The sequence below is a fragment of the Alphaproteobacteria bacterium genome (assembly GCA_015231795.1).
GTDB lineage: Bacteria > Pseudomonadota > Alphaproteobacteria > Rhodospirillales > WMHbin7 > WMHbin7.
The window spans coordinates 1-23,477 of sequence record JADGAX010000006.1 but is presented as its reverse complement, the minus strand read 5'-3'; the positions used below and the strand labels follow the sequence as shown (position 1 = coordinate 23,477).

At 58.4% G+C, this 23,477-nt stretch carries 25 protein-coding genes and 1 tRNA gene; 15 read left to right on the top strand and 11 right to left on the bottom strand.

Translation table 11 applies throughout. The annotated features are described in order from the left end of the window. Positions 1-8: 8 nt before the first annotated feature. The 3 genes from ftsZ (at position 9) to HQL44_12800 (ending at position 3,734) form a co-directional block, all read left to right on the top strand. On the top strand, positions 9-1,649 hold the full coding sequence (gene ftsZ, locus HQL44_12810) for a cell division protein FtsZ (GenBank protein ID MBF0269461.1): 1,641 nt from the start codon (positions 9-11) through the stop codon (positions 1,647-1,649). A 235-nt stretch (positions 1,650-1,884) separates the two neighbouring features. Continuing rightward, the gene (locus HQL44_12805; protein ID MBF0269460.1) at positions 1,885-2,877 is read left to right on the top strand and encodes a UDP-3-O-acyl-N-acetylglucosamine deacetylase; all 993 of its coding nucleotides are present in this window, start codon (positions 1,885-1,887) and stop codon (positions 2,875-2,877) included. Between the two features lie 104 nt (positions 2,878-2,981). Next, the gene (locus HQL44_12800) at positions 2,982-3,734 is read left to right on the top strand and encodes a tetratricopeptide repeat protein (protein ID MBF0269459.1); all 753 of its coding nucleotides are present in this window, start codon (positions 2,982-2,984) and stop codon (positions 3,732-3,734) included. Positions 3,735-3,738: 4 nt separating this feature from the next. Here the strand turns inward: HQL44_12800 and HQL44_12795 are convergent, their stop codons facing one another. The 3 genes from HQL44_12795 to HQL44_12785 are packed head-to-tail and all read right to left on the bottom strand — an operon-like array spanning position 3,739 to position 6,203. Next, positions 3,739-4,152, bottom strand: coding sequence for a hemerythrin domain-containing protein (locus HQL44_12795; protein ID MBF0269458.1), 414 nt, complete (start codon positions 4,150-4,152; stop codon positions 3,739-3,741). Then, positions 4,149-5,336, bottom strand: coding sequence for a VWA domain-containing protein (locus HQL44_12790; GenBank protein MBF0269457.1), 1,188 nt, complete (start codon positions 5,334-5,336; stop codon positions 4,149-4,151). The genes HQL44_12795 and HQL44_12790 overlap by 4 nt, the downstream gene beginning before the upstream one ends. 18 nt (positions 5,337-5,354) lie before the next feature. After that, entirely contained in the window at positions 5,355-6,203 is an 849-nt protein-coding gene (locus tag HQL44_12785; GenBank protein ID MBF0269456.1) for a MoxR family ATPase, read from the bottom strand. 327 nt (positions 6,204-6,530) lie between these two features. On the opposite strand from HQL44_12785, the gene HQL44_12780 reads away from it, so the two are divergent. Next, a tRNA-Lys gene (locus tag HQL44_12780) sits at positions 6,531-6,606 on the top strand. Between the two features lie 60 nt (positions 6,607-6,666). Here HQL44_12780 and HQL44_12775 read toward each other — a convergent pair. Together HQL44_12775 and HQL44_12770 are read right to left on the bottom strand one after the other, a co-directional pair. Then, on the bottom strand, positions 6,667-10,110 hold the full coding sequence (locus tag HQL44_12775; protein ID MBF0269455.1) for an acyl-[ACP]--phospholipid O-acyltransferase: 3,444 nt from the start codon (positions 10,108-10,110) through the stop codon (positions 6,667-6,669). A gap of 1 nt (position 10,111) precedes the next feature. Continuing rightward, positions 10,112-11,362, bottom strand: coding sequence for an amidohydrolase family protein (locus tag HQL44_12770; GenBank protein MBF0269454.1), 1,251 nt, complete (start codon positions 11,360-11,362; stop codon positions 10,112-10,114). A 122-nt stretch (positions 11,363-11,484) separates the two neighbouring features. Here HQL44_12770 and HQL44_12765 point away from each other — a divergent pair, with 122 nt between their 5' ends. From HQL44_12765 to HQL44_12755, 3 genes are all read left to right on the top strand, one after another. Further along, positions 11,485-12,087, top strand: a complete 603-nt coding sequence (locus tag HQL44_12765; protein MBF0269453.1) for a TetR/AcrR family transcriptional regulator — start codon at positions 11,485-11,487, stop codon at positions 12,085-12,087. Positions 12,088-12,225: 138 nt separating this feature from the next. Then, complete coding sequence (locus HQL44_12760; protein ID MBF0269452.1) at positions 12,226-12,468, top strand: hypothetical protein; 243 nt, start codon at positions 12,226-12,228, stop codon at positions 12,466-12,468. 26 nt (positions 12,469-12,494) lie between these two features. After that, a complete protein-coding gene (locus tag HQL44_12755; protein ID MBF0269451.1) occupies positions 12,495-13,193 on the top strand; it encodes a DUF1223 domain-containing protein in 699 nt (232 codons plus the stop codon). A 4-nt stretch (positions 13,194-13,197) separates the two neighbouring features. On the opposite strand, the gene HQL44_12750 is transcribed toward HQL44_12755, so the two are convergent. Further along, positions 13,198-13,623 (bottom strand): DUF933 domain-containing protein, encoded by a 426-nt coding sequence (locus tag HQL44_12750; protein MBF0269450.1) that lies wholly within the window; start codon positions 13,621-13,623, stop codon positions 13,198-13,200. 194 nt (positions 13,624-13,817) lie between these two features. Here HQL44_12750 and HQL44_12745 point away from each other — a divergent pair, with 194 nt between their 5' ends. From HQL44_12745 to HQL44_12735, 3 genes are read left to right on the top strand one after another with little or no spacing between them, the layout of a single operon-like run. Next, complete coding sequence (locus HQL44_12745) at positions 13,818-15,098, top strand: hypothetical protein (GenBank protein MBF0269449.1); 1,281 nt, start codon at positions 13,818-13,820, stop codon at positions 15,096-15,098. Positions 15,099-15,115: 17 nt separating this feature from the next. Continuing rightward, entirely contained in the window at positions 15,116-15,463 is a 348-nt protein-coding gene (locus HQL44_12740) for a hypothetical protein (GenBank protein MBF0269448.1), read from the top strand. After that, positions 15,460-15,801, top strand: coding sequence for a hypothetical protein (locus HQL44_12735; protein ID MBF0269447.1), 342 nt, complete (start codon positions 15,460-15,462; stop codon positions 15,799-15,801). The genes HQL44_12740 and HQL44_12735 overlap by 4 nt, the downstream gene beginning before the upstream one ends. Positions 15,802-15,845: 44 nt before the next feature. On the opposite strand, the gene ychF is transcribed toward HQL44_12735, so the two are convergent. Genes ychF through HQL44_12720 form a run of 3 tightly spaced genes read right to left on the bottom strand, consistent with a single transcriptional unit; the run spans position 15,846 to position 18,264 of the window. Then, positions 15,846-16,946 carry a redox-regulated ATPase YchF gene (gene ychF / locus HQL44_12730; protein ID MBF0269446.1) on the bottom strand — a complete coding sequence of 367 codons (1,101 nt, stop codon included), beginning with the start codon at positions 16,944-16,946 and terminating at the stop codon, positions 15,846-15,848. Position 16,947: 1 nt separating this feature from the next. Continuing rightward, positions 16,948-17,547, bottom strand: coding sequence for an aminoacyl-tRNA hydrolase (locus HQL44_12725; GenBank protein MBF0269445.1), 600 nt, complete (start codon positions 17,545-17,547; stop codon positions 16,948-16,950). Between the two features lie 15 nt (positions 17,548-17,562). After that, the gene (locus HQL44_12720) at positions 17,563-18,264 is read right to left on the bottom strand and encodes a 50S ribosomal protein L25/general stress protein Ctc (protein MBF0269444.1); all 702 of its coding nucleotides are present in this window, start codon (positions 18,262-18,264) and stop codon (positions 17,563-17,565) included. 175 nt (positions 18,265-18,439) lie between these two features. Here HQL44_12720 and HQL44_12715 point away from each other — a divergent pair, with 175 nt between their 5' ends. The 3 genes from HQL44_12715 to HQL44_12705 all read left to right on the top strand — a co-directional run bounded on the left by HQL44_12715 (position 18,440) and on the right by HQL44_12705 (position 19,281). Beyond that, the gene (locus HQL44_12715; protein ID MBF0269443.1) at positions 18,440-18,661 is read left to right on the top strand and encodes a hypothetical protein; all 222 of its coding nucleotides are present in this window, start codon (positions 18,440-18,442) and stop codon (positions 18,659-18,661) included. Positions 18,662-18,728: 67 nt separating this feature from the next. Continuing rightward, positions 18,729-18,944: a type II toxin-antitoxin system HicA family toxin gene (locus tag HQL44_12710; protein MBF0269442.1), complete on the top strand. Its 216-nt coding sequence runs from the start codon at positions 18,729-18,731 to the stop codon at positions 18,942-18,944. After that, positions 18,937-19,281, top strand: coding sequence for a type II toxin-antitoxin system HicB family antitoxin (locus HQL44_12705; GenBank protein MBF0269441.1), 345 nt, complete (start codon positions 18,937-18,939; stop codon positions 19,279-19,281). The genes HQL44_12710 and HQL44_12705 overlap by 8 nt, the downstream gene beginning before the upstream one ends. Before the next feature lie 42 nt (positions 19,282-19,323). On the opposite strand, the gene HQL44_12700 is transcribed toward HQL44_12705, so the two are convergent. Both HQL44_12700 and HQL44_12695 read right to left on the bottom strand, forming a co-directional pair. Further along, positions 19,324-20,631 (bottom strand): HD domain-containing protein, encoded by a 1,308-nt coding sequence (locus HQL44_12700; protein ID MBF0269440.1) that lies wholly within the window; start codon positions 20,629-20,631, stop codon positions 19,324-19,326. A 162-nt stretch (positions 20,632-20,793) separates the two neighbouring features. Further along, positions 20,794-21,306, bottom strand: a complete 513-nt coding sequence (locus HQL44_12695; GenBank protein MBF0269439.1) for a hypothetical protein — start codon at positions 21,304-21,306, stop codon at positions 20,794-20,796. 313 nt (positions 21,307-21,619) lie between these two features. Here HQL44_12695 and HQL44_12690 point away from each other — a divergent pair, with 313 nt between their 5' ends. Both HQL44_12690 and HQL44_12685 read left to right on the top strand, forming a co-directional pair. Then, complete coding sequence (locus tag HQL44_12690; GenBank protein MBF0269438.1) at positions 21,620-22,126, top strand: toxin-activating lysine-acyltransferase; 507 nt, start codon at positions 21,620-21,622, stop codon at positions 22,124-22,126. Between the two features lie 10 nt (positions 22,127-22,136). Continuing rightward, positions 22,137-23,330: a hypothetical protein gene (locus HQL44_12685; GenBank protein ID MBF0269437.1), complete on the top strand. Its 1,194-nt coding sequence runs from the start codon at positions 22,137-22,139 to the stop codon at positions 23,328-23,330. The last annotated feature ends 147 nt before the right edge of the window (positions 23,331-23,477 follow it).

Genomic DNA, 23,477 nt, shown 5'->3' with positions numbered 1-23,477 from the left:
GTGGACTTATGGCGATCAATTTTAGTTCTCTGCCCTCGGGGCATCCCGAGCTTAAACCGCGCATCGTCGTCATCGGCGTGGGCGGTGCGGGCGGCAATGCGGTCAACAACATGATCCAGTCCGGCCTGGAAGGCGTCGAATTCGTTGTCGCCAACACCGATGCCCAGTCGCTTTCGCAATCGAAAACCAACCGGCGCATCCAATTGGGGGTCGGCACCACGCAGGGTTTGGGCGCAGGATCAAGGCCCGATATCGGCAGGGCCGCCGCCGAAGAGGCGATGGAAGAAATTCTGTCCGAATTGTCGGGCTGCAACATGGCCTTCATCACGGCGGGCATGGGCGGCGGCACCGGCACGGGGGCTGCGGGCGTGATTGCCCGGGCGGCCCGCGAACAGGGCATTCTGACCGTCGGCGTCATCACCAAGCCGTTCCAGTTCGAAGGCCATCACCGCATGCGCCTGGCCGAAGCCGGGATCGAGGAGTTGGCGGCCATCGTCGATACGCTGATCATCATTCCCAATCAGAATCTGTTTCGCGTCGCCAACCAGAAAACCACCTTCGCCGAGGCCTTCAAGATGGCCGACGACGTGCTGTGCTCGGGCGTGCGCGGCGTCACCGACCTGATGGTGGTGCCCGGCCTGATCAATCTCGATTTCGCCGACATCCGCACCGTGATGGGTGAGATGGGCAAGGCCCATATGGGGACGGGCGAGTCGGCTGGAGAGCGGCGAGCACTCGACGCCGCCGAGGCCGCCATCTCGAACCCGCTGCTCGACGACACGTCGATGAAGGGGGCCAGGGGCGTTCTGATCAACATCACGGGTGGTTCCGATCTGACCTTGTTCGAAGTGGATGAGGCGGCCAACCGCATCCGCGACGAGGCCGATCCCGACGCCAACATCATCTTCGGTTCAACCTTCGACGACGCACTTGAAGGAAAGATCCGCATTTCGGTGGTGGCGACCGGCATCGATGCCGAAAGTGCTGTGCGCGGCAAGCCCAGCGTGTTCGACTTCATCGCCAATCGCGAACAGCGTCAGGCCAGCGAACCTGTGCAAGCGCCCAGCCCCGTCCATGCTCCGACGATGACAAGCGCTCCGGCTCCGGCTCTGGCGCAAGCCCAGCCGCAGCCCGAAACGCTTCAGGTTCAGACCCGAACCATGGTCGCCATGGCGAGGCCCGTCGAGCCGATGCGCACCGTTCTCCAGCCCAGCCTGGATATCGTCGCCCACGAGCGCCATGCCCAGGAGCCGCCCAAGGCGGAAGCCTATATTCCGCCCGCTCCGGCGACGCTGGAGGACGCGCCTGCGGCCAAGGCGGATCCCTTCGCCGAAGCCGCCGTGATGAATGGGGCGGCCCAGCCGAGGATGCGGGCCGAGGAAGATCGTCTGCCCGACTTGCTGCGGCCCGATCCGGCCAAGGCCGAGCCGCAGGCCAAGAAGTCGTCCAGCCTGTTCGGTCTGGTCACCGGGGCGGCCAAGCGTCCTTCCGCTCCGGCCCCAGCATCGCCGCAAGCGCCGCAGGCCGGGTTGATCCAGACCTCGCAGCCCCGTTTGGGCGGCCTTGATCCTTTGGACCGGCCCACCTTGTCGAAGGGCGACGAGGATGCGCTGGACATTCCGACTTTCCTGCGCCGTCAGGCCAATTAAGCCTATCGGCAAGCCTTGAAACATTGCCCGGCCACCCAAGTCATGGGTGGCCGGGTTCGTTTTTGTATGTCATTGATTTCGTTTGTTGTTCATAGCGCGAACATCCTTGCGCATGCGTAACAATCCGTAACATGAAGTGATTTGTTGCTGGCCCCAGGTCTTGTTACAAGGATGTCGTGAAAGTGCGCATTTAGTGGTTCGGTTTTGATTAGGGGATAACGGCATGTTCGATGCGATGACCAGAAGGTACGGGCAGAACGGCCAGGCTGCTGGCGGCGTCAAGCTCTCCGGTCACCCGATCAGCCAGCGCACCCTCAAAAATCCCATCTCCTGCACCGGCGTTGGCCTGCATTCGGGCGTCAAGGTCACGATGACGCTGAAACCTGCTCCGGTGGATCACGGCATCGTCTTCAAGCGGACGGACATCGCGGGCAACGGCGCCCTGATCCCCGCCCGCTGGGACATGGTGGACGACACCCGCCTGTGCACCGGCGTTTCCGCGAACGGCGCCGTGGTGCGCACGATCGAACATCTGATGTCCGCCCTGGCGGGCAGCCGGATCGACAATCTTCTGATCGAAATCACCGGGCCTGAAGTGCCGGTCATGGACGGCAGCGCCCAGCCCTTCGTCTTCCTGATCGATTGCGCGGGCGTGGTCGAGCAAGATGCGCCCCGCATGGCCATTCGCGTGCTGCGCCCGATCAAGCTGCAAGACGGCGACCGCATGGTGTCGTTGGAGCCTGCCGACAGTTTCCAGGTCGATCTGGCCATCGATTTCGCCAGCGCCGCCATCAGCCGCCAGGAAATGCAGGTCGAAATCACTTCCAGCGCCTTCCGCTCGGAAGTGTGCCGGGCGCGCACCTTCGGGTTGGAACAGGAAGTGGCCATGCTCAGGGCGGCTGGCCTTGCCAAGGGCGGTTCGCTGAACAATGCCGTGGTGATTGGCGCCGACAACAAGATTTTGAATGAAGACGGCCTGCGTTATGACGACGAGTTCGTGCGTCACAAGGTGCTGGACGCTGTTGGCGATCTGTATCTGGCCGGCCATCCCATTCTGGGCCGTTTCCAGGGCCGTTGTTCCGGCCACGCCATGAACAATCTGCTGCTGCGCGCCCTGCTGTCCGATCCGACGGCCTATCGCCTGGAACCGATGTGTGAGACGCTGGTCGTACCAGCCTCGGGAGCGGAAGTGCTTCCCGTTCGCGCCGTCGCCGCCGCCAGCGCTTAAAGCAACCTCCCCTTTCGTAAAACAACCGGTGGACAGAGCCACCGGTTTGCGTTCTACAATGCGCCTGTCTTTTAGGGGTGAGCATGGGCGCAGCGACCGCAGAAATGATGAAACGTGCCTTAAGGCGCCATCGGGCCGGAAAGGTTGCCGAGGCGGCTGAGATCTATGGCGAGATACTCACCATCGAACCGCACAACGCCGAAGCCTTGCATCTTCTGGGGTTGACCCGCCTGCAAGACGGCGACGCCCAACAGGCGGTCGATCTGGCTTCGAAGGCCCTGGAACTGTCGCCCTCCAGCGCCGATTTTCACAACACGCTTGGCGAGGCGCATCGGGCGCTGGGCAATATCGATTCCGCCAAAGGGCATTTTCGCGCGTCGGCGGAAGCGCCGCGCCCCTCGGGCGAGGGGGCCAGCAATCTGGCCGCCCTGCTGGTCGAGGAAGGAGAGCAGGTCGAAGCTGCGAAATGGTTCAAGCGGGCTGTCGATCTCGATCCGTTCAAGGCTGCCTACCAGCTTCAGCTTGGCAAGGCGTTGCTGGCCCTGGGCGAGGACGCCGCCGCCGAGGGACGCTTCAAGAAAACCCTGGCGCTTGATCCCATCAATGCCGAAGCGCATGCTAGGCTGGGCTTCTTTCTTTTGAAGCGCGGCGAGGCGGGCAAGGCGATTGCCGAATTCGATCAGGCCGTGGCCGCCGATCCCAAACCTGCGGAATATCATAAGGGGCTGGGTCTGTCCTGGCTGTCTTTCGGCGATCCGGAAGAGGCGGCGGCGCATCTGGAAAAAGCGGCCGAGATTGATCCGCTGGATGCCGAATCGCAAAGCCAATTGGCATTGCTGCGCAAGGAACTTGGGTAAAAGCCTATCTTTGTGAGTGGCGCAGCGCCATGTCCTCGCTCAGGATATGTTCGAACATCTGCGAACGCAGCGCCGAAATTCTGTGGCTTTCCGCCTTGATATCGATTTCCGTTCTCTTCTCGACGGCGTGGCGCGCGTCGATGATGTCGCCTAGCAGTTTTCGGTGCTTTTCCGCATGGTCGCGAACGCTGGGATATCCGGTCAGCTTCAGCACCTCTTCCTCATGCTGAAAGTGAACCTCGGTTTCGGATTCAAGCATGATCAGAATGTCCAGAATCTCCTGGCGCGGAAAATTGCTGGTCAGGGCCAGCGACAGGCGATTGATCAGCTCGATGAAGTAGCGATGTTCGCCATCCAGGCCAAGATGACCGACGCTGTATTCGTCTCTCCAGCCGAACTGTTTTGTCTGTTCGTTCATCGGTTCAAGTTTTGCATGGCCAGATCAAGGCCTTCCAGGGTCAGCGGAAACATGCGCCCCTCGGTCAGCCGCTCCATCATGCCAATTGAGGATGTATAAGACCAGCTTGATTTCGGCACCGGGTTGATCCAGGCCATGCTGGGATAGGCGTCCGCCAGCCGGTGCATCCAGACCGATCCCGCCTCTTCGTTCCAATGTTCGACCGCCCCTCCGGCATAGGCGATTTCATAGGGACTCATGCTGGCGTCGCCCACCATCACCAATTTCCAGTCGGGGCCGAAAGTGCGCAAGACTTGCTGCGTAGGGACGATGTCGCTGTTTCTGCGCCGGTTGTCCTTCCACAAAGCCTCGTAAGGGCAATTATGGAAATAGAAGTGTTCGAAATGCTTGAACTCGGTACGCGCCGCCGAGAACAGTTCCTCGACCAGGCGCACATGATCGTCCATCGACCCGCCGACATCCAGCAGCAGCAGCACCTTGACCTTGTTGTGGCGCTCGGGGCGCATTTTCAGATCGAGCAGGCCGCCTTGATGGGCGGTGGCGCGGATGGTGCCGGGCAAATCCAGTTCGGTGGCCGCCCCTTCCCGGGCGAAACGGCGCAGACGGCGCAAGGCCACCTTGATGGTGCGCGTGCCGATCTCGACCGAATCGTCGTAATTCCTGAATTCGCGCTTGTCCCAGACCTTGACGGCCCGGCGATGGCGCGAGCGATCCTGGCCGATGCGAATGCCTTCCGGATTGTAGCCGTAAGCCCCGAAGGGCGAGGTGCCCGCCGTGCCGATCCATTTCGAGCCGCCCTGATGGCGCTCCTTCTGTTCCTCTAGCCGCTTCTTCAAAGTCTCCATCAGCTTCTCGAAGCCGCCCAGCGACTGGATATGGGCCATTTCCTCGGGCGTCAGGTGGCGTTCGGCCATCTTCTTCAGCCACTCCTCGGGGATCAGGGCCGTACTGCTTTCCACACCGTCCAGGTTGCCTTCAATCCCCTTGAAAACCTGGCCGAAAACACGGTCGAACTTGTCGATGTTGCGCTCGTCCTTCACCAGGGTGGCGCGCGACAAGTAATAGAACTTTTCGACGTCGTAGTCGGCCAGGCCTTTGGCCATCACCTCAAGGAGCGTCAGATACTCCATCAGCGAGACCGGAACCTTGGCCTTTCTCAGTTCAAGAAAGAAGGGGACGAACACGTTGCTTGCCCTGGCCAGTCAGCGCCCGTCCCGGCGCGACAGAAAGGCCAAGCGCTCAAACATGTGCACGTCCTGCTCGTTCTTCAACAAGGCGCCGTGCAGGGGCGGCAGAATGTTCTTGGCGTCGCGTTCCTTCAACTGGCCGGGCGTCATGTCTTCGGCCAGCAGCAGCTTGATCCAATCCAGCAACTCGCTGGTTGACGGCTTTTTCTTAAGGCCGGGCACTTCGCGGACCTCGAAGAACATGGACAGGGCTTCCGACAGCAGCGCCTTTTTGATGCCCGGATAATGCACTTCGACGATGGCGGCCATGGTGTCGGCGTCGGGAAAGCGGATGTAATGGAAAAAGCAGCGGCGCAGGAAGGCGTCGGGCAATTCCTTTTCGTTGTTCGACGTGATGATGACCGCCGGGCGCACCTTGGCCGCAACGCTTTGGCCGGTTTCGTAGACGTGGAACTCCATGCGGTCGAGTTCCAGCAGCAAGTCGTTGGGAAATTCGATGTCGGCCTTGTCGATCTCGTCGATCAGCAGCACGGGCGGCTTGGGCGCTTCGAAGGCTTCCCACAGCTTGCCGCGCTTGATGTAGTTCGAGATGTCGTGAACCTTGGATTCGCCCAGTTGGGAATCGCGCAGTCTGGAAACGGCGTCGTACTCATACAGGCCTTGCTGGGCCTTGGTCGTCGATTTGATGTGCCATTCGATCAGGTCGCGGCCCAACGCGTTGGCCACCTCCCTGGCCAGCACGGTCTTGCCCGTGCCCGGCTCGCCCTTGACCAGCAAGGGGCGTTCCAGCGTGATGGCGGCGTTGACCGCGACCCTCAGGTCTTCGGTGGCGACGTAAGAATCGGTGCCTTGAAACCGGCTCATGGGATGAAGGGCCTCCCTTGGATAAACAGCGGATGGGCAATGCCACGCGATGCGAACATACAATAAACGGAATTGCAACGCTTTGAACGGCGAGGACCGCGCCATCATTGCAACAATAACGGCAGGCTGCCGCGCCGGTTTGGTGAAGCAGAAGAATGAAATTGCCCGCCAGCGGCCATCCTTGGGCCTGACGAAATACCGGCGGGAAGGCGAGGGTAGCCAAGCCGGACGGCCAGCGCAAGCCAGGGCTTGGAGCAAGTTGGGGAAATTCAACAAAGTCTATCGACAAGGGGGGCCGGCTTTGCTATACCCCGGGCCTCCCTTTCAGGGCGCTTAGCTCAGTTGGTAGAGCAGCTGACTCTTAATCAGCGGGTCGTAGGTTCGAATCCTACAGCGCCCACCACCTAAAAAACCCGTTAATTCGCTGAATTGACGGGTTTTTTCATTTTTATTGGCCGGGCCGCTAATTCTCTCCGTCTGTCGCCGGGCTGACAAAGGCTTCGGCCAGGGCCTTTACGCCCAGATAGTCGGTTTTGCCGGTTCCCAAGATGGGCAGACGATCCACTTTCAAGATCGCCTTGGGGGCCATCAGTTCTGACAAGCCCTGGGCGCGAAAATGGGCCAGGATGGCGTCGCGGGCGGCGGATTGGTTTTCTGTGATCAAGATCAGCTGTTCGCCCTTGCGCTCGTCGGGCAGGGCGATCACGGCATGATGCTGCTGCGGCCATAGGGCGGCGATCTCGCCTTCCACCTTGCCAAGCGAGATCATTTCTCCGGCGATCTTGGCGAATCGCTTGGCGCGGCCCAGGATGCGCACAAAGCCCAACTCGTCGATGGAAACGATGTCGCCGGTGTCGTACCAGCCATCATTCAAAGGTTCAAGCAGGCCCGGCTTTTCGGCGCGGTAGTAGCCCAGCATGATGTTGGGTCCCTTCACCCACAGCCTTCCGCCCTCGGGGACGCCCGGCATTTGTTCAAGCCGGTAGTCGATGCCGGGCAGAATACGCCCCACCGTTCCCGCCTTGAAATGCATGGGCGTGTTGACGGCGATCACGGGGGCGGTTTCGGTGGCGCCATAACCTTCCAGGATACGCACGCCGAATTTTTCCATCCAGATGCGCCTGGTTTCGTCTTTCACTTTCTCGGCGCCCGCAAAGATATAGCGCACGCTGTAGAAATCATAGGGCGAGGCCACCCGCGCATAGCCTGCCAGGAAGGTGTCGGTGCCGAACATGATGGTGGCGTTGGTGTCGTAGACCATCTCGGGCACGATGCGGTAATGAAGCGGCGATGGATATAAGAACGTCTTGATGCCCGACAAGATGGGCAGCAGCATGCCGCCGGTCAGGCCGAAGGAATGGAAGATGGGCAGGGCGTTGAAGACGATATCGGTCGAGGAAAAAGCGACGCGGGCCGCGATCTGGGAAAGATTGGCCAGCAGGTTGACATGCGACAGCACCACGCCTTTGGGCGTTCCTTCGGAACCCGAGGTAAACAAAATCACCGCAGGCGCTTGCGGCGAGATGTCTTGGCGTTTGACGATTTTGCGCGCGAACAAGCTGGCCAGCAGGCCGTAGAACTTGTCGGACAATCCCATCGCATCCTTGACGTCTTCCAGATAAATAAGCCTGACCTTGGCCTCCAGCGCTTCGGCCAGAACGCCCAGACGGGCTTGTTCGATGAAGCGGCGAGACGTGATCACGGTTTTGACGCTGGCGGTTTCGCAAGCCGACAGAACATTGGCCGCCCCGGTGGAGAAATTAAGCATGGCCGGAACGCGCGCTTGCGACTGCGCCGCAAAGAAGGCGGCGGCGGCGGCATTGGAATTGGGCAGCATCAGGCCCAGCGCTTCGCCCTGCGCCGTGCCTTCGCAAATCCGCCGCCCCAGGGCGATGGCCCCTATGATTAGGCGGTCGTAGCTGAGGGGCTTGCGGTTGATGTCCTCACAGGCCAAGGCATCGCCGCCATGGGTGCGCTTGGCGTCCAGCAAGGACTCGAACAAGGTGCGCTGGCTGTTTGTCGTTTCGAACATCATGCGCGACATCACGTCGTAAAGGGCGACGCCGACCTTCTGGCGGCGCGCGCGTCCCTTGATCTCTTCGGGCAAATCGAAGCGGCAGGGCGGCAGAATGGTGATCGTGATATGGGGAAACCAGCGCAGCTTGATCTTGCCCTTCAGCCGCGAGAAGGGCGTGAACTGCGCGCCGTCGATGCGCACCGGGACGATGGGGGCTTGCGCCTTATCGGCGATCATGCCGGGGCCTTCGTAGATCTTCATCAAGGCCCCGGTCACGGTGATGCGGCCTTCGGGGAAAATGACGCAGCTGCGGCCCTCCTGCACGGCGTGGATCAGGCCCTTGGTCGACATCGGATTGGTGGGGTCCATCGGATAGGCATCGACCACCGACAAAAAGGGCTTCACCCACCACAGCCTTGCTATGAAGCTGTTGATGGCGAAAGTCGGCTTCATGGGCAGGAAGGCGGCCATCAGCACGGCATCCAGGAACGAGACGTGATTGACCACGATCACCGCCTTGTTGCCGATGGATTTCAGATTCTCAATGCCCTTGACCTCGACGCCGTACAGGCGGCTCAGAAGCCATGAGAAAACGCCCTTCAAGAAAGCGTCGGGCAGCAGGCCGCAGATATAGACCGCCACCACCAGCGTCGCCGCCGCGATGGTCAGAAACACCTCGGGCACCGAGAATCCCATGGACAGCATGGCGGCGCTGGCCCCTGCCGCCAGCACCATGAAGGCGGCGTTTACGATATTGTTGGCGCCGATGATGCGCGCCCGTTCGCTCTCCAGGCTGCGCGATTGCAAGATCGTGTACAGCGGCACGATGTAGATGCCGCCCGCGATGGCCAGCAGCAGCAGATCGGCCAGCACGCGCCAGGACGAAAAGTCGCCCAGGAAGTCGAGCAGGGGCCGGATGGCGTTGGTTCCGCCAGCCGTCATGGCGCGGCTGGTCAGCCACAGGTCGAAGGCGAACAGGGCCATGGCCAGGGCGGCGAAAGGCACGAAGCGGGCCGAGATTTCGCCTTTCAGCAGGCGGGTGCAGATCATCGATCCAATGCCGATGCCGACCGAGAAGATGGTCAGCATCAAGGTTACCGCCTGCTCGTCGGCGTTCAGCACGTCCTTGGCGAAGGCGGGAAATTGCGACAGATAGGTGGCGCCGACCAGCCAGAACCAGGAAATGCCCAGCACCGACAGGAAGATGGCGCGCTGGCGGCGGATCATGCCCAGCACATGCAGGGTTTCGCCCGCGAAATTCGGGTTGATGCGCACCGAAGCGTTGCCGGGATGCGCCTTGGGCAGGAACAGGCTGGCGGCAAAGCCCAGAGCCGCTAGGCAGATGACCAGGACGGCGATGATCACGGTGCCGCCATTCTGCAAGATCAGAACGCCGCCCGCGATGGTGCCCAGTAGGATCGCCAGGAACGTGCCGCCCTCGATGGCGGCGTTGCCGCTGACCAGTTCGTTCTCTTCCAACTGCTCGGGGATGATGGCGTATTTCAAGGGGCCGAAGAAGGCCGCCTGAACGCCCAGCAAGAACAGGACGCAGACCATGCCCACCACGCTGGGGATCAGCAGCGCCCAGGCGCCCAGGCAGGCGACCAGGATTTCGGCGAACTTGATGATGCGGATCAGGAAGGATTTCTCGAAGCGGTCGGCGATTTGGCCTGCCGTGGCCGAGAAGAGAAAGAAGGGCAGGATGAAGATGCCAGCCGCCAGCGTGACCAGAATTTGCGGCGCGATGGGCGATTGTTCGCTTAAACGGTAGATGACCAGGATGGCCATCGCGTTCTTGAATAGATTGTCGTTGGCCGCCCCCAGGAACTGGCTGACGAACAGCGGCCAGAAGCGGCGCTTGAACAGCACGCTGGTCAAATCCGAGGTCATGTCACTTCTCCCCCTTGGCGACGCTTGGATTGTGCAGGGGTTCTGCCAGCCCGGCAAGGGCGGGATGGGCGGCGAACAGCTGGGTCGGGAACTTGGCGCCGGTTTTAGGATGTTTCATCGTGCGCTTCAGGGCGAAGTCGAACAGCAGCGGATTGTGTCGGCGGATTTCGTTCAAGGACTTGCGCTCCTGATTGGTGATGAAACCACCCATTTGCAAAAGCCATGGCTGGATGAAGATGTCGATGGCGGGCAGGGGATAGTCGCTGCCATTGACCAGACGGGAATGCAAGTCGGCGCGTTCCAGCAAAATGCGCAAATCCTTGTGGCTGCGGATGGTCTGGGTGATGGCCGAGATGTCCGAGAACAGGAGATGTTCGTATCTGGGGTCGTCCATCATGCGCAGCCACAGATCGAAATTGCGGGCTTGCCGTCCGGGATTGTCCAAATCCTCGTTCATGCCGCGATTGCCCGCATGGGCCAGAATCACCCGTACCCCATTATCCAGCGCCCGGCGCAGCAGCAGCGGATTGCCCAGCCGTTGATCGTCCGGGGAATGCACCGCCGATTCTTCCCCGGTATGGCACAGCAAGATCATGTCGTGCTTGGCCATCAGCCGGTAATAGGGATCGATGGCGGGGTCGGAAGGGTCCATACCCTGGGCGTTGGGCAGCCATTTGACGATGCGCACCCCTTGGTTTGCATAGATTTCCAGCTTGGAAAGCGCTTCTGGATCGTAAGGATGCACCGAGACAGCCGGGATGAAATGTTCGGGATGGCGCATGGACAGATCCAGCACATAATCGCTGGGCGTGTGAAACTCGCTGTCGTCTTGCAAGATGTGGCCATTTTTTCCGCGCCGGTAATCGAACGCCAGAATGACCAGTTTTTTGGGCCGGGGAAATTCGCCCGCCAACTGGCGAAGACGCTCGACATATTGACGGTCGGCGTCGGCCTCGCTTTGAATGCCCGAGCTTTTGAAGAATATCTTGGCCTTCAGACGGGCCACAGGATGGCGCCAGCTTAGCAGCTTTGGATTGACCGAAGCGCCGGTGCCGCCCACGCCCAGCCCCAGCATATGAGCGTGGTAATCGACCAGTTCTTGCCCTTCAAGGCCTTGGAAGGATTGTTCGAGCAGGGTCTGGGCCTTGTCGCTAAGGCCATTGTTTCGAATGGCGGCATTGGCGGATGACGTCATCATAAGCACACCCAGGGCGATTGCTGCGGGTACGGCGATGGTCAATGAAGTTCCCATATTGCGCCTCCTCTGATCAATCCAATATATTGAACAGCGTTCATAATCCGAATATAGCTTGTAACTGAACGTCGTTCAATATATTTTTTTGAACAGCGTACATTTTTCCGAAAGGGGACTTCATGGCCCGCCGTTCCGATCACAGCCGCGAAGAACTGCACGAGCTGATTTTGTCGGCTGCCCGCCAATTGGTGGAGCGCGACGGCTTCAAGGCCCTGACGGCCAGGCGGGTGGCCGAGGTCATCGGCTATTCGCCGGGCACGCTCTATAATCTGTTTGCCAATCAAGACGATCTGGTCGTGCAGTTGAATGCGCAAACCCTGGCCATGCTGGACCAGGCCCTGGCTGGCGTGCGTTTGTCAGGTAAACCGGAAGACGATCTGCTGGCCCAGGCCATGGCCTATCTGTCGTTTCTGGAACGGCATCCCCGCCTGTGGGAATTGTTGTTCGAATACCGGCTGGGCGAGGACAACCCGCTTCCCGACTGGTTCAATGCGCGCGTTCAGGAATTGCTGCAAAAGGTCGAGGCCGCCCTGGCACCTCTGTTCGGACCAAGGCAAGGTCAGAAAAGGGCCGAGGCTGCCTTGGTGCTGTGGGCCAGCCTGCATGGCATCGGATCGCTGGCCTCCAGCGGCAAGCTCGACATTGTGACATCCTGCAAGCAAGACAGTCTTGTCAGAACGCTGATTGTCAATTTCGTTGCCGGTCTGAGCCGGTCTTCCTGAACAAAATTATCTTCCGCCTGTAACCCTGGGCCGCAAGGTTGCGAAAGACCATGTGAAGGGTATCGCATCTCTTCGGCGGGCCTGCGCTTGCGGGCCGCCTGGATCCATCGACAGGAGGCTTCAATGCAGGCACGTATATTGACGATTCCAGCAATTTTGGCGGCCATGCTTTTGGCGGCGACCGTTGTCCCTGCGCAGGCGCAATACGGCGCGCCGGAAAAGGAAAGCATGGACAAGAAGGACGGCATGAAGAAAGAGGGGATGGAAAAGAAGGATTCCATGATGAAGGAACCCATGGAGAAGAAGGACAGCATGGAGAAGCCGGACTCCATGAAGAAGGACGCCATGGACAAGAAGGACAAGATGGACAAGAAGATGTAACGGATGGCGCAAGGGCGGCCAGGACGATGAAACGCCTGATAGCCATGCTGGTGATAGTAATGGCGTCGCATGAAGTCCTGGCGACCGACAGGCCGGCGGTGGTTGAGCTGTTTACTTCGCAAGGATGCAGTTCATGCCCGCCGGCCGACGCCTTTCTGGGCGAGTTGGCCCAGCGCAAGGATGTGGTGGCCCTAGCCTACCATGTCAGCTATTGGGACTATATCGGCTGGAAGGACCGCTATTCCATGCCCGAGGCGGTCGAACGCCAGAAGACCTATAAAACCCGCCTGTCCCTACGCTCGGTCTATACGCCGCAGATGGTGATCGATGGGGTGAATGATTTGGTCGGCTCGGATCGTCGCCGCGCGCAGGCTCTGCTTTCAACCAAAAGAGAAGGCGTCGCGGTTCGGTTGGCCATTGTCGGGTCGGAATTGAACATTGAGATCGACCAAGCGTCTGCGGCCATTCCTGCCGATATACTTCTTGTCGCCTATCTTCCAAAAGCGGAAACGCCGGTCGGTCGGGGCGAAAATTCAGGGCGTCGTTTGCAAGAATACAATATCGTGCGCGGGCTTGAGCATCTTGGGGCATGGAAGGGGCAGGCGGCGCGCCTAACTTATCCCCTTGCGTCCTTGCCCGCTGACGCCAAGGCGGTCGCCCTGCTGCTGCAAGAAAAGAATCAGGGCGCCATTCTGGGCGCCGCCCAGCTCGATTTCACGAAGTAGTGGACTACACATTAAACAGGAAATGGAATATGTCGCCGTCGGCGACGACATATTCCTTGCCTTCCAGTCGCATCTTGCCCGCTTCCTTGCAGGGCGTTTCGCCGCCCAGCGAGACGAAGTCGTCGAAGGCGATGGTTTCGGCGCGGATGAAGCCGCGCTCGAAATCGGTATGGATGGCGCCCGCGGCTTCGGGGGCTTTGGCGCCCTTGTGCACGGTCCAGGCGCGGGCCTCTTTGGGGCCGACGGTGAAGAAGGTGACCAGATGCAGCAACTCGTAGCCGGTGCGGATCACGCGGGCCAGTCCGGTTTCGTCCAGGCCAAGGGCGGCCAGGAATTCGCGCTTGTCGTCGTCGCTGGCCAACTGCGCCAGCTTTGATACAAGATGGCGAAATACGTGATGCGGATCGAACTGACTGGCAGCTTCGCCCATCTGGGCAGCGGCAAGGGCGGCTATTGGGAAGATTGCGACTACGAATAGTACGCGAGGATAACAGTATACGGGAAGGTTTATTGCCAATCCTCAAACAGCAATGGCTGGTAACGCAAAACAAATCCTTGGTTGTATAAAACGTTATGTATATTATTCCGAGTGCTGCTGAGTTGTGGTCTTGGGGGGATAAAGCGATGAGTGGCGAATTCGAGCGGCGCCGACAGGGGTTGCCAGTCACCATTGACGACCTAGATGATTTTGAAACGGCGCGAGTTTTGCGAAGGGTCTCTCTCACCCAAGGTAACGAGGGAAAATCGTATGACGAGGGGTGGCTGCAAAGGCTCATTTACTCATTTCCCCAGTCCCTACCGATTACGGATATCGAACCGAGGTTTGAGGAAGTGGTGCCCGTCTGCATGGAGCTTCCGACGACAGCGGGATACGCCGATAATCTGTTCATGACGCCGGATGGTGATATCGTTCTGGTCGAATGCAAGCTGTGGCGCAATCCGCAAGCCCGGCGCGAGGTAGTCATGCAGGCCATCGACTATGCACACAGCATGTCGGATTGGTCCTATCAAGACCTTGAAGCGGCGATTGCGAAGGCAAATCGCGGGAAGACGGAAAAGTCCTTGTTCGACATCGTGACAAGAGAACAGGGCGGCGACGAAGTTTCCTTCATCGACGCGGTTTCCAGGAATCTGCGGCTGGGTCGGATACTCTTGTTGATCGTCGGCGACGGCATAAGGGAAGACGTTGAAACCCTGACCGGCTTCTTGCAGGATCATGCGGGTTCTCACTTCACGCTAGGGCTTGTCGAAATGGCGGTGTATGCGCTTTCGCAATCCATGGGCGGCCATTTGGTCCTGCCAAGCGTCATGGCCCGTACCGTTCTGATCGAACGCGGCATCGTCCGGATTGCCAGCGACGGGCGTGTCGAAGTTGCGCCGCTGGAGAATGACGGCAAGAGGTTGGTCGGAGCGGTCTCGCAACGTTATTCCATCAGCAGTGACGAGTTTTTTGAAACTCTTGCGAAGCTGGCACCCGGCATGTCCGAGCGGCTACAGACTTTCCTCGACAAAATGTCGGAGACCCTGAATGCCTATTACCTATTTGGACGTGGCATGAAGTTGATCTTAAGAACTGAGCAAGGCGACGCGCCTTTAGGACATATCTATGCGGAAGCAGGCTGGGGTGAGCCGAAAGGAACTCCGTACTTTACTTGCTACACGGCCAGGAGAGGGCGGGATATTGGCAGGATTGATGCGGATATGGCCTACTTCAGCGATATTGCCGAAGTCGTTGGCGGGAAGGTTGTGGATATACGAAAAGATGGCAAGCCGATGAGGGAGCCCTACGTGGCCGAGCCACCTCACTATTATGGCATTCACCTTTCCACCATGCTCGACAAACAAGACGAGTTCCTGCGAGCTTTCGAGGCCTACAAGGACCGCCTGGAGTCTGCTCAGGAGTGATAGAATCGGAGAAATCTATGAGACTGCGTTCGTTGATCGCTTTACTACTTCTTGGCGCATGCGCACAAGATGCTCCAGGGGTTGAGACGCATTTAATCAACCATCCCGTAGAAGGTGAAATCAAGATTGCTGTCTGGCCCCGCGAAGAAGGCATTTATGATGTGGCCGTGTTTAACATGGGAGTAAGACTCTTTCCCAATCCATACGTACTCGATAGACGCTCCAACCGTACGGAGGCAGCTAAAGAGATTCTTAGTGATGGGAGGTGTGGCAGCAAAGCCCCGATTCTTGTCGATACGCACTTGGAAAACAACATCCAGATGATGCGGTTTGCGTGCCGCGCTGTGCATGGAGAACCGAAATGAGATACTTGGTTCTAGTTGTTTTCCTATTCTTCTTCGTCACGGCTTGTGGGGACAGCGCCTTAACCGTTGGAAAACAGGAATATGGTGATGAGTGGCCCTTTGTCAATTTTGATAACGGTAGACTTTCGTGCAAGAAAAAATCATTTGGAGGAACTGTTCGACCACTTGTCTTGATCGAGCTAGGGGGAACCGTTTACGGTTTGAATGGGGTGGCGATGGGGGTCGGTGGTTTCCCAGACGCGAAAAGTCAAATGGCACGACACCCCCAATTCGAGCACATAATATTAGGAGCGACGGACAAACTTATTCAGCGTGGATTGAAAATGTGTAACCTATAAAACATCGCTTCTGATGAGTAGTTGCGCGCAAATCTATTCAATGGCTACACATTAAACAGGAAATGGAAGATGTCGCCGTCGGCGACGACATATTCCTTGCCTTCCAGTCGCATCTTGCCCGCTTCCTTGCAGGGCGTTTCGCCGCCCAGCGAGACGAAGTCGTCGAAGGCGATGGTTTCGGCGCGGATGAAGCCGCGCTCGAAATCGGTATGGATGGCGCCCGCGGCTTCGGGGGCTTTGGCGCCCTTGTGCACGGTCCAGGCGCGGGCCTCTTTGGGGCCGACGGTGAAGAAGGTGACCAGATGCAGCAACTCGTAGCCGGTGCGGATCACGCGGGCCAGTCCGGTTTCGTCCAGGCCAAGGGCGGCCAGGAATTCGCGCTTGTCGTCGTCGCTGGCCAACTGCGCCACCTCGGCCTCGATGGCGGCGGAAATGATGACGGTGGCGGCGCCCTGGCTTGCCGCCATCTCTTCCACCTTGGCCGAGAAGGTGTTGCCGGTCGAAGCCGAGGCTTCCTCGACATTGCAGGCGTACAAGACCGGCTTGGCGGATAGAAGCTGCTGCTTGGCCAGCAGAGGTTTCAGATCGGCATCGATCTTGGCCTTGCGCGCGGGCAGACCGGCTTGCAGGGCGGTCAGCACCGGTTCCAGAACCTGCAGCAGTTCCTTGGCTTCCTTGTCGCCGGTCTTGGCTTTTTTCTGCGCGGCGATGACGCGCTTTTCCACGCTGTCCAGATCGGCCAGCATCAGTTCGGTTTCCACCGTTTCGGCGTCGCGCACCGGGTCGACCGATCCCTCGACATGGGTGATGTCGGAATCTTCGAAGCAGCGCAGCACATGCACGATGGCGTCCACCTCGCGGATGTTGGCCAGGAACTGGTTGCCCAGACCCTCGCCCTTGGAAGCGCCGCGCACCAGCCCGGCGATATCGACGAATTCAAGCTGGGTGGGGATGATCTTCTGGCTTTTCGAAATTGCCGCCAGCCGCTCCAGTCTGGGATCGGGAACCGCCACGCGTCCGACATTGGGTTCGATGGTGCAGAAGGGATAATTGGCGGCCTGGGCGGCGGCCGTGTTGGTGAGCGCGTTGAACAGCGTGCTCTTGCCGACATTGGGCAGGCCGACGATGCCGCAATTGAATCCCATCTTACGCGTCCTTCTTTTTCTCTATGGGCGGCGGCGGTTTCAAAGCCAGCGCCACCTTGTTCATGAATTCGTTGTCATTGCCCGACAGCGCCAGGCCGATATGTTTGGCCAGCGCCTCCAAGAACGGGTCCAGCCAGTCCTTGTCGACCTTGGAGAAACCCGACAGCACATAGCCGGTCACGGTGTCCTTGTCCCCCGGATGGCCGATGCCCAGGCGCAGACGCTTATAGCCGTTGCCCAGATGGGCATCCAGGCTTTTAAGGCCGTTATGTCCGCCCGCTCCGCCGCCGGTTTTGACGCGCAGCTTGCCGGGCAACAGGTCCAACTCGTCATGCAAGGCCAGGATGTTCTCGAGCGGAATTTTCAAGAAACGCGCCGCTTCGCCCGCCGCCTGACCGGACAGGTTCATAAAGGTGGCGGGTTTCAGAGCCAGCACGCGTTGCTGGCCGATGTTGCCTTCCGCCGTTTCGCCTTGGAAGCGTTTGCGCCAGGGCGAAAAATCATGGCGGCGGACAATTTCGTCCACCGCCATGAATCCGATATTGTGCCGGTCTTTGGCATGTTCCTGTCCCGGATTGCCAAGGCCCACCAGGAGGAACATTGCGAAAGCCGCGCGTTACTTCTTGGCGGGCGCCTTGGCAGGCGCCTTGGCCGCCGCCGCCGGAGCCGGAGCCTTGCCGGCCGCCGCCGCCGAAGCCGCCGAAGCCGCCGCCGCCGCCGCCTGTTCGGCCTGGGTGTCGGAAGCCTTCATCACGGTGGGCGGCGCGATGGTCGCCACGGTGAAGTTCTGGCTGGTGTTGTAAGGGCGAACGCCGTCGGGCAGGGCGATCTGGCTCATGTGAACCGAATCGCCGATGTCCATACCGGCCAGATCGATGACCAGCTTGGAGGGAATGCTGTCGGCGCGGCAAACCAGTTCGATTTCGTGCAACACGACGTTCAGCACGCCGCCACGCTTCAGGCCCGGCGACTTCAGTTCGTTTTCGAACAAGACGCGCACGGCGACGTGAATGGTCGAGCTGGCGCCCACGCGCTGGAAATCGACATGCAAGGGATTGTCGGTCAGCGGATGGAACTGAACGTCGCGCGCCAGAACGCGGTACGCTTCGTTGCCGACCTTGACGTCGTACAGGGTGGTGCGGAATCCGGCCTTGTGCAATTCGGTCATCAAGGTCTTGGGCTCCAGCGCCACCATCACCGGGGGCTTCTTGTCGCCATAAATGACGGCAGGAATCAGCCCAGAACGACGGGTGGCGCGGGCGGCCCCCTTTCCGGCCCGCTCTCGCGAACTGGCCGCGAGGACATGAATATCGGTCATTGCTCTCTCCTAATGAATGCGAGATGCCGAACCGGGCCTCCAGGGGTGCCACGGCTCTTGAAGGCGGGGTTAATGCCACGATTTGGCCGGAAAGGCCAGATTTAATTGCTTTCAAGGCGGGCGGAACGCTACAAAAGACGCCTATTTCATAGAAATACCATCAGGAAACGCCGGCATGACCCGCCCCATTCCCATGTGCCCCCGCTGCAATACGCCCTTGAAAGTTCAGAAGATTGATGCGCCGCCCTTCGCCTGGAAAGGCGAGGGGCCGGTGGAATGGGAATTCAGGGAATGCCCTTGCGACGGCTGCTGCTGGCTGGAATATGCCGAATTGGTTTCGGATACGCGCTGGACCCATGACGGGCGCAAGCTGGAAGCCGGGAACAGGGTGGGGTAGGCCTTGAAATTGGCACCATATATGATACCATTCTGGCGTGATGAAAATCGAGAAAACGCTCGCCCGTATGCGCAACAATCCGCGAGATCAGCGGATTGAGGATTTGAAGCGGATTGCCGGCCGATACGGCATCGACTACCGCCAACCCGGCACCAGCCACGTAACTTTCAGCTACCCAGGTCTGCTGCCGCTGCCGGTTCCCGCTCGAAAGCCGATCAAGCCGATTTATGTGAAGCTGTTTCTCGACATGATCGACCAGATTGAAAGTGAAGACCATGGGTAACAGTTTGCCGCGTTTTGAAATAGAGCCGCTTTCCCAGGAAGACGGAGGCGGTTATCTGATCCGTTTTCCAGATTATCCGGGCTGCATTGCCGATGGCGAGACGCCGGAGGAAGCTATTGAGGAAGGGCGAGACGCCTTGCAATCCTATGTCGAGACCTTGAAGGAATTGGGCCGCCCCATCCCCAAGGCGGGCGAGGAAGCCTTCAGCGGCAAGTGGAGCCAGCGCGTCCCCCGGTCGCTTCATGCCGCCCTGGCGCGACGAGCCGCCTTGGAAGGCGTCAGTTTCAATACGTTGTGCGTGGCGCTGCTGGCGGAAGGAATCGGGAAGCGGGAGTAGTACGGGTTCCTTATCCTTCATCTCGGAAATATCGGATATGTCCTACCCCTTGCCCTCGGCGCCGATGGCCTGGGCGTAAAGATTCTCGAAATCCTCGGCCACAAAGCAGACGAGGCCGAAATCCAGCTCGTCGCGATCCGCCATTTCCTTCATCGTCTTGATGATTTCGGGGCGCGAGAAGGCCGGCCGATAGGGCCTGGTCTGGGCCAGGGCTTGCAGCACGTCGGCGACGGCGATGATTCTGGCGCCCAAATCAAGGTCGTCGGCCTTCAGGCCGAAAGGATAACCCGAACCGTTCAAACGCTCGTGATGCTGGCTGGCCCAGCGGGGAATATGCGTGCCCTGGAACACCGGGGCCAGGATGCGGAAACTGTCATAGCTGTGGCGTCGGATCAGGCGGCGCTCCTCGGGCGAGAAGCTGCCCGGCTTGTCGATCACCTCGATAGGGACCCGCATTTTGCCGATATCGTGCAAAAGCCCGGCGATTTCCAGTTGGTTGCACAATTCATCGCCCAGGCCCGATCTTTGCGCCAGCGATACCGAAAGACGCCCGACGCCCAGCGAATGCTCGCCGGTGAAGGTGCTTTTGGCGTCGACGATGCGGGCGAACAGATGGGCCAGGCTGCGCGTTTCCGCAAATCCGTGCGACGACAGATCGTCGGGCAGATCGAAATCGTAATGAACCGTTTCGACATATTCGGGCAACAGGCGCAGCCAGAAGGCGTCGGTTTCGGCCAGCCCTCTGAAACATTCGACCAGTTCCTTGTTGAACAGCCTGCCCGCATAGGGCGCCAGCTCGCGCCCGATGACTTCCCATTCGTGACGGCCCTTCAGACGCATGCCGTGATGCATGACGTCGGCGCGATCGGCCAGTTGCACCAGATTGGTCAGCAAACGGGTGTCGCTTGGCATCTCCTCCATCCGGCACAGCGCCTTCCAGGAAGTGTGATGGTGCGCAACGATGGGCGCAAAGCGCGACAGCGGCAAACATTCGGCCAGATAGGCAGCGCCTCGCTCGCAATGAGGATGCGGATTGGCGCATTCGACGGCGACGGACAAATCGTTGAATTCGCGTTCCGAGCTGATGCCGCAATCATGGACAAGCCCGGCATACATGGCGTCGCGTTTGCGTTCCGAACTCCAGTTCATCTCATGCGCCATGGCCAGGGCCATCACGGCGACCCGGCGCATATGATAGACATGTTGCTGGCCGATCAGATCAAGCGATGAAGACAGGGCCGTCACTGCCTGCGACAAATCGAAGCGAAGGCCGCCCCCCTGCTGGGCGCGCGGCAGAGCATGCCGCCCCTGCGTGTCGAAGTGGATATCCATTTCCCCCTGCATCGGCATCGACGCCTCCTTGGCTGTGCGACGCCCCGAACGTCATGTCATCCGTTTTTGAATTCCCGGAGTTGTATTGATGTAAAGATAGGAAGCGCCCCAACCCGTTTCGCCCACAAAATAAATGGCAGATTAAGGTCTATAACTTCTGGTGGCGGTTGGCCCTTCCTACTATGACCGCGCCATCCGCTCCAGTTTGGCGATGGCGGACAGAATGGCATCCCGATTCCTACGATCCTTCATCCATTGCGGCATGCGGCTGATCAAAGCCGTATTCTGCCAGGCCAAAGGACTTTTGGGGGTGCGCCGTTCTTGACGGCGTTCTCGAAGGCTGGCGGTAATATATGCCTTCAGATACAAAAGATGCTCCAAATTATAGGCCCACAGCTCCTCGCCGCAGCAAGGCGTTCTCAGCCAAAGCCTGACCGACTTCCATGCCGCAAGCGACCATGAAAACCGGGAAGCTGTAAAATCAACCCCCGGCGTTCCGTTGACAATGGCAGGGTCGCCTTCGGGGTTGGAAAGGCAACCCATGTTCCGGCTGTGTCCACACATCAAACAGGCAAGCCGCACCTCTTGGTTCCGATAGAACAGTTCCGTCCGCTTGCCGCATTGCGGACAGGCAACCAACTGGCTATGAAAAAATTGATCAAGGCTGCGTCCATCGGATAGAAAACGGCTCATCGATTGACCCTTAGGCTGAGTTTCATCTGGATTTCAGCGGGAGCAAGCCTAACCGAGCCGCGGCAGAAAGCAAGCCAACCTCCCTTGCACTGAGACAGCCCCGGCGCCTTCCATCATCTGTGCCTATGCGCCGTCCAGGATGACCCCGCTTCATGTGTTGACTCTCTAAGGCCTTTGGCTAGAGTTTCAGCCAGCTTATCAAACAAAAACAAGCCTGCCTGCGGGACCATGAATGCGCTGAAAAGAGGGGCCTTGTTCCGAATGGAATAGGCGATCTCTTGCGGTTGAGTCTGTGTTCTTCAGGGAGATCGGTATGTCCGGCAAGGCTAGTTCAAAAGATAAATCCGCCAAGCAAGCAGAAGCCAAGGTAGCCGACGCGGCCCCGCCAACGCCACTGCGCCAGCCCAATGGACCTGCCGAGGTATTGGGCGACGTGGTCTGGCTGATGACGCAATCACCCAACCACAAACACCTGTTCATCGCCGATCTGGAATGGCTGGTGCTGCCGCCGGTCATGCTGCGCCAGTTCAGGCTGGTGCGCGGCAAAGACAAACCACAGGCCTTCGTTACCTGGGCCATGCTGAACGAGGAAGCCGAACAACGTCTGATGGCGGGTCACACGCGCCTGAGGCCATCTGATTGGAACTCGGGCGACCGCGCCTGGATCGTCGATCTCGTCGCACCCTTCGGTGGGCAAGAGGCGGTGCTGAAAGAAATCAAGCAACGCCTGTTCGCTGACAAGCCGCTGAAGCTGCTGCAACCCGGCAAGGACGGCAAGCCGGTCGCAGGCGAAGTGCGGGTCAAGGAAAAGGCAGCGTGAATAAGGGAAGATGATGACTGAACTGCAGAACATGCCGAAGGATCAGGCCCCCCTTGTTGAAGGCACGGGGAAGAAGCCACGTCGTTTTCGTCGGTGGCTCTTGGCCTCTGTGCTGGCTCTATCGGCTTTGGTCGCCGTGACCGAATATTACGATGACGGCAAGGGTATCTGGCTGCTCAGCTTCCTTTTGGACCGACGCGCAGTAATCGAGGTGAAGTTTCACCTGCGTTATAACAACGAGCCCATGGTTGTAACCAAAAGGGTGCGTTGTGATGGCTATTGGGCGCCTGACGAGGCGATTGGGACAGCCCTGCTTATCCCATTCGTGATCTTCGACCAGAAGAGAAGATATCGTATGAGCAGAGCGTATTTAACCCACCAGTTGGATAACGGCGGGCTGGTTATTCCTTTATTGGGTTCCAACTGTTTTTTAACCCCAAGCCATTATATTACAGGTTTTTTCTGGACCTTTCCGGTAGCAAAGGAAGTTAGAAAGGGATTTCGTCCACCAATTTTGTGGATCGATAATCTCGACGATCCGAATGTGGTTGAGATTCACTATGAATTGGAAGAACTTCCCGACGAATCTCGATCTATTGTTCTTGAGAAGGTCGAGGCATACGAAGTTAAAGCTCAGGAAGACTATGGGAGGCAACTGGGGACTGAGCAAAATAGAAAGGAACTGATTAGTCCCGCCAATAGGTTTATTGGAGTGGCAGGGGTTAAAATTAGAAAAGAAATTTGGGATAGATTCCAAACAAAATTACATCATGAAAGCACGAACATTATCGTTGCATGTCAGGAAAAAGATAATTCTCACAAATGCCCTTTGCAAATAGAGCACAACTTTCCTCCTTGGTATCGTCATATATCAATTGAAAACTTTCATAACAATACATCTGTTAAATATCCGCACGAAATATTTATTAAGGGCAGCTCGTTTTCTGAAATTGATCAAGTGCAGGTTTTCTTAAGAAAAGATAGGGGAATGCGCCTTTCGGTATCCATTCCTGTTTATTATAAGTCAATTAACGGATATGTAAAATTTATTGAAAATGTGTGTAGCTATGAACGTGTGGCTACGGATAATGATAACAAATCTCATAGAATAGGCCCGGTTAATATTTGTGAAAATCCAGATGGCAGCCGCATTTTATATTCTGGAAGTGCACTAAAAATTAGCGACATAACAAATCTACAATAAGGGAGATAAAAATGGCGTCTCAATCAACGGCTGCCTTCTTCTCTGGATTTGCTTATATTGATACTCCACCAAATGGAGCCAATCTGCGGGAGAATTGGGGTCAGAGTCACTGCTGTCCCACAGGGTTTGTTGAATCGGTTCAAAGGG